A 5,389-nucleotide genomic window follows, 5' to 3' on the forward strand; every position below is an offset into this window, starting at 1 on the left:
AGCTTAGTTATATAACTATGTCAAGACCTTTTTACATAATTTTTTCACAGCTTCCCCCATCAAAGGGGGAGGGAATAAATTAAATTTTCATTATTCGCAGGTGACAAACCCATCATGGAAAATTTATTTATACAGAGAGGCAAACTCTTTCAGGGTGGCGTTACCCTTTTGCACGGCATCATCCAAGCCCTGTTGGGGAGTCTTCTTCCCGGAAAAAACATTTTCCATCTCTGCTTCTGTGATATCCCGGATAGCCAAGAAATTCCCGAGGCGGATTCCTTGACTGTTCGGGGTCGTTTTGCCTTTGGTAATTTGAGCAAAAGCAGTCCATAGATTGGAGTTTTTCCGGAAATGGTCTTCCGGGAGAGCTTTTACCGATGCTCGGGTAAGAGGAAAATATCCCGTGTTGGCGTGCCACCAGACTTGCTGTTCGGGTTGCCCAAGAAATTCGAAAAACTTGGCTACGGCTTTATAATATTCTTTTTTATGCCCCTTCATTACCCACAGGGATGCCCCGCCGATGATGGAGTTGCCCTGCGGATATCCCGCTAACTTTGGCAAGTACCCCGTACCCCAATCAAATTTGGCTGTCCTGGTCAAGGTACCTACTAAAGCCGTCGAAGCCAGGCCAATGGCGGCTTGCCCATTGATGATAGGCTGATCCCCCATATTCCCCCTTCCCGAGTAAGTAAAGATCCCTTCCTTTTGCCATCTGGTGAGAAGGTCCAGGATTTGGACTCCGAGTTTCCCGTTGATCTTCAATTGAGTTGCCATGGCCGAAAAACCATTGTCGTTATTGGCAAAAGGCTGATCATTCCAGGTATGCATATTCTCCATGAGAGTCCAGGAGGGCCAGGCGACAGTGAAGCCGATTTTGGTGATGCCCTTGGATACGGCGGCCCTGGCATATTTTTCGATTTCTTCAAAAGTAGCGGGAGGATTCTGAGGGTTGAGACCGGCCTTTTCAAAGATAGTCTTGTTGTAATAAAGAATGGGGGTTGACGAATTGAAAGGCATGGAATACAGGTTGCCCCCTTTGGAATAATAGGATTTTACGACACTGAGATAATCGGCCCAATCGATCTTAATCCCTTGATCTTTCATCATTTGAAAGACTGGATAAATGGCCCCCGAAGAAAGCATGACTTGAGTGCCTACTTCAAAGACTTGGATAATGTGAGGATGGGTCTTGGCCCGGTAGGCCGCAATCCCGGCGGTCAAAGTGTCATTATACGACCCTTTAGAGATGGCTTTGACCTCGAATTCGTTCTGGCTGGCGTTAAACTTGGCAACGATTTCATTTACCCTTTCCCCGAGGAATCCGGTCATGGCGTGCCACCAGACAATTTCTGTTTTGGCCTGCGCCAGTGCTGGAAAGAGCCCCAAGGCCGTCATGAAAAACACCATAACCAAAACTCCACTTTTTAAACCTCTTTTCATAGCTCACCGCCGTGCTTGGTTATTAAACATCTTTTGGCGCAGATTATGCGAAGGCTTATCAGAGTCGTTTTAATTTCATGTTAAGGTTTAGTTAATTTTTTGCTCGTTGTCAAGTTATTAATATCTTTTTTGACCCCCAAAAATGTACAAATATCTGGATTGTTTTTATCCCGACATAATTGTCGAAGACTCATAAATTGTCGAACCCCAAAATGCTGTTTAACCTTTTAAAATTATTATTTTTTCTTTTCTGAAAAGGAAGGGCTTCGACAATTTTTTCTGCTCACTCCCCAGAAAAAATTTTAATTGATTCGCCCGTGTAAAAAATTATTTGAACGATTACAATTTGTTATATGGATATTTTTCTTTTCGTTCTCCTTTGGCACAAGGATTGCTAATTTATTACGACAAGAGCAATGGAAAAAAGAAAGGAGAAAAAAATGAAAAAGATAAAAAAGATGATCGTTGCCATTTTCGTAATCACCCTGGTGGCCACCTCAGGTTTGGCCATGGCCCAAGGCTGGGGTAGGGGCGCAGGTATGGGTCCGGGCTATGGCCCGGGTGTTACCGGGTATGGCCCAGGTGGATGGGCTGCTGCCCTGAACTTGAGTCCCGAGCAGAATCAGAAGATGCAGACGCTGCGGGAGAGTCACTTCAAAGAGACCATCCCTTTACGGAATGAGATCATGAGCAAACGGATTGAGATGCAGACTCTTTGGGCCCAGACCAACCCCGATCCGGAAAAGATCCTGGCCAAGCAGAGAGAAATCAATGCGTTGACGACCCAGCTCCAGGAAAAGGCCACCAAACATCGCTTGGAGATGCGGCAGGTTCTCACCCCTGAACAGCAAGCTAAAATAGGAGCTTACATGGGTGGCCCCGGTGGCTTTGGGCCAGGATACGGCATGAGAGGTGGATTTGGCCATGGCCGCGGAATGGGAGGGGGTGCTGGTTATTGCCCCAGGTGGTAAACTAAATTCAATATTCAACATCCTCCAGCAGGGGAGGGCCAAGAAAAGGGCTCTCCCCTTTTTTGTCTTTTCCAACCCTTTTTTTATATGCTATCATGAACTTTCCCCACCATCACCCTTTTCCCTCAATAGGGGAGAAGGAACGCGCCAAAGGAGGATTGGATCTTGAAAGAGGAAGAAATTGCCGCCAAGCTGAAAGAAGCAGCCAAGGATGGAAAAATTTCCTGTGCCATGGCTCAAAAAATAGCCAGCGAAAATAAAATTCCCATGAAGCAAGTGGGAAATCTTCTCAATAAGATGAAAATCAAAATCGCCCAATGTCAGTTGGAATGTTTTTGAATTGCGGATTGCAGATTTCGGAATGCGGAATGTTGAAAAATGGGTCGATGGTTCGAACCCTTGATCGGGCTATCAGCGCGACTGGAACCCTTGAACTCTGTCTTTGAGGTGTTATGAAAGCACGGATCACGATCATTTGTGAAAACTCGGTCTCGATAAAAGGAGGGATAGGGGAGCACGGGTTTGCCGCCTACCTGGAAACGGAGAGAGGGAATTATCTGTTCGATACCGGACGTGGAGAGGGATTGATTCCCAACCTCCTGAAGTTTGATAAAGACCCCCTGTCCATTCAAAAGATTTTCCTGAGCCATGGCCATCATGATCACACTGGCGGCCTGGCTTCTATCCTGGAACTTTTGGGAGGAGTAGATATCATGGCCCATCCGGATCTGTTTACCATCCGATATCATATTTCCCAGAAAGATGGGAAGGAGATAAAGCGGTTCGTGGGCCTTAAGTTTCAGAAAGCCTACTTGGAAAGCCTCGGAGGGAAATTTATTCTGGAGAAAAATTTTCGCGAAGTAACCCGGGAGATGTATCTAACCGGTGAAGTGCCGCGTAAGACTCCTTTTGAAAAAGGAGCCCCCAATCTTTTTGCCGAAAGCAAGGGGAAATTGATCCCGGACCCATTGCTGGATGATCAATCTTTGGTTGTCGAGAGCCCCCAAGGGTTGGTATTGGTTTTGGGTTGTGCCCATGCCGGGATGATCAACACCTTAGGACACGCCATGGAGAAGACCGGAAAAGATAGAGTGTACGCCGTCATCGGGGGAACCCATTTAGATTTTGCCTCTCCCCTGCAGGTGGAAGAAACCATTACGGCCCTCAAGGAATACAGGGTGGAAAAGGTCGGAGTTTCTCACTGTACGGGTTTAAAGGCGGCCTCGCGTTTGTACGCCGAGTTCGGTGAAAATTTTTTCTTCGGCCGGGTAGGTGAGGTTTTGGAGGTTTAAAAAAATTGGTCGTGGTTCGGCAATTTTCCCTAAATCTTTTTTTGTTGCTTATCATTTCCACTTCTGCCTTTGGTCAGGGAGCTTGGGAAGGGAAAGGGCCGGGGGGTCCATGGGGAAAAGGCCAAGAGTTCCGCGAGCGGAAGGGGATGATGGGCCCGATGCATGGTTCGATGATGGGAGACTGGGCCCAGCGCCTTAACCTAACTGAAGAACAGACAGCACGCCTGCAAAAGTTACGGGAGTCCTACTTAAGGGATACACTGGTTTTGAGGAATGAACTGGTAATCAAACGGTTCGACCTGAAGGACCTTTTGGCCAACCCTCAGGCTGATCCCAATCAAGTTTTAGCCAAGCAACGGGAGATATCCGGGCTGGAATCCAAGCTCCAGGAGCGGACTGTTCTTTACCAGTTGGAGACACGCCAAGTCCTTACTCCTGAGCAAATCGAACTCCTCCCGCCGGGGTTATTTTGGCGAGGATTCCACGGCCAGCGGATGATGCCAGGCCAGGGGCGAGGAATCAGAAGAGAATAGAGGAATTTAACCTCTCTTATGACCTTAGCGAAAAAAAAACTAGAGCCCAAGGGACGCTGGTTCTTTCGCCCTCTCAACCTTCTGGTCATCTGGGGGCTCCTGGCTCTGCTCCTCGTGGCCAACGGAACGTACGAAACCAAACGCGCTAAAGATAATCTCTTCCAAATGCTCTTCGATGAAGGATCGGCTCTAATCACGGGCATGGAGAAAAGCGCCCAGAATACCTTTGCCTCCCTGAACACGATCGAAGTCTTTCCAGATGTTTCCGCTTTCATAACCCCCATTAATTTTTGGGCTCTCGAAGAATCGGTCGTTGATCTGATCTTAGACGTTGCCTTTCAGATCGATCAAGAATTGGGCAACTCCCCTCCTCAACAAACCCTATTACAAAAAGAGGGGGAGGTCAGGCATTTTTCCGGAATCGAGATGGTCGTCGCGGGAGAGAAATTCTCCTTTAGTCGCCGCCCAGGGGGTTCACCAGGCAAAAACCCAAGACCCTTTTATCAACCTCTTCTGGAGGGAAAAGCCTCCTACGCCATAGAACGTTCGGAAAAGTTCGAGGCTGGCCAGATTGATCATCTTTCCGTTGCCATTTTCCGGAAGGCGGGAGAAGGAATTCTGATCCTGCACGCCGATGAGTCGGATATTCATTTTTTCCGGCGCCGGATAATCCTCCAAGGACTGGTCGAGGAATGGAGAGACAAAGGCGAAACCAAATATATCTCCATCCAAGGGGAAGATTCGGAAATCTGGGCGGACACCAGCCTGCAAAAAATCGGTAAAAAAGAAGGGACTGGTTTCATCCGGCAACTTTTTTCCAAGTCCGGGTCAGGACCTCAGATTGCCAGGCAAAAAATTCCGGGAATTCTCGAAGTGGCCAAGGTTGTGGCCTTGGACAAAAATAACCGCGCGGTCCTTCGCGTGGGACTTTCCACGGAAAAGGTGGAGCAGATTATTTCAGCCGACCAGCGCAATATCGTTCTTTTCAGCCTCCTGCTCTTGGTCTTCGGCGGATTGGGTGTAACTTTCATTTACCGCATGGAGAATCGACATCTGGATAGAATGAAGGAGATGGAAGAAAAGATCCACCAAGCTGAAAAGCTATCTTCCCTGGCCAACCTGGCCGCGGGTGTGGCTCATGAAATTCGTAACC

6 protein-coding genes are annotated in these 5,389 nt (G+C 47.9%); 5 read left to right on the top strand and 1 reads right to left on the bottom strand.

Annotated features, from left to right (window positions below; translation table 11 throughout):
• Nucleotides 1-123: 123 nt before the first annotated feature.
• On the bottom strand, nucleotides 124-1,440 hold the full coding sequence (locus Q7V48_11515; GenBank protein MDO9211354.1) for an extracellular solute-binding protein: 1,317 nt from the start codon (nucleotides 1,438-1,440) through the stop codon (nucleotides 124-126).
• A 440-nt stretch (nucleotides 1,441-1,880) separates the two neighbouring features.
• Between Q7V48_11515 and Q7V48_11520 the strand changes: the two genes are divergently transcribed.
• The 5 genes from Q7V48_11520 to Q7V48_11540 all read left to right on the top strand — a co-directional run.
• Complete coding sequence (locus Q7V48_11520; protein ID MDO9211355.1) at nucleotides 1,881-2,411, top strand: Spy/CpxP family protein refolding chaperone; 531 nt, start codon at nucleotides 1,881-1,883, stop codon at nucleotides 2,409-2,411.
• A 165-nt stretch (nucleotides 2,412-2,576) separates the two neighbouring features.
• Nucleotides 2,577-2,750 (top strand): hypothetical protein, encoded by a 174-nt coding sequence (locus Q7V48_11525; protein MDO9211356.1) that lies wholly within the window; start codon nucleotides 2,577-2,579, stop codon nucleotides 2,748-2,750.
• Between the two features lie 113 nt (nucleotides 2,751-2,863).
• Complete coding sequence (locus Q7V48_11530) at nucleotides 2,864-3,703, top strand: MBL fold metallo-hydrolase (protein ID MDO9211357.1); 840 nt, start codon at nucleotides 2,864-2,866, stop codon at nucleotides 3,701-3,703.
• A gap of 11 nt (nucleotides 3,704-3,714) precedes the next feature.
• Entirely contained in the window at nucleotides 3,715-4,236 is a 522-nt protein-coding gene (locus Q7V48_11535; GenBank protein MDO9211358.1) for a periplasmic heavy metal sensor, read from the top strand.
• 18 nt (nucleotides 4,237-4,254) lie between these two features.
• A partial coding sequence (locus Q7V48_11540) for a hypothetical protein (GenBank protein MDO9211359.1) occupies nucleotides 4,255-5,389 on the top strand: 1,135 nt, incomplete at its 3' end.

This window comes from Deltaproteobacteria bacterium (genome assembly GCA_030654105.1).
In the GTDB taxonomy this organism is placed as follows: domain Bacteria; phylum Desulfobacterota; class SM23-61; order SM23-61; family SM23-61; genus JAHJQK01.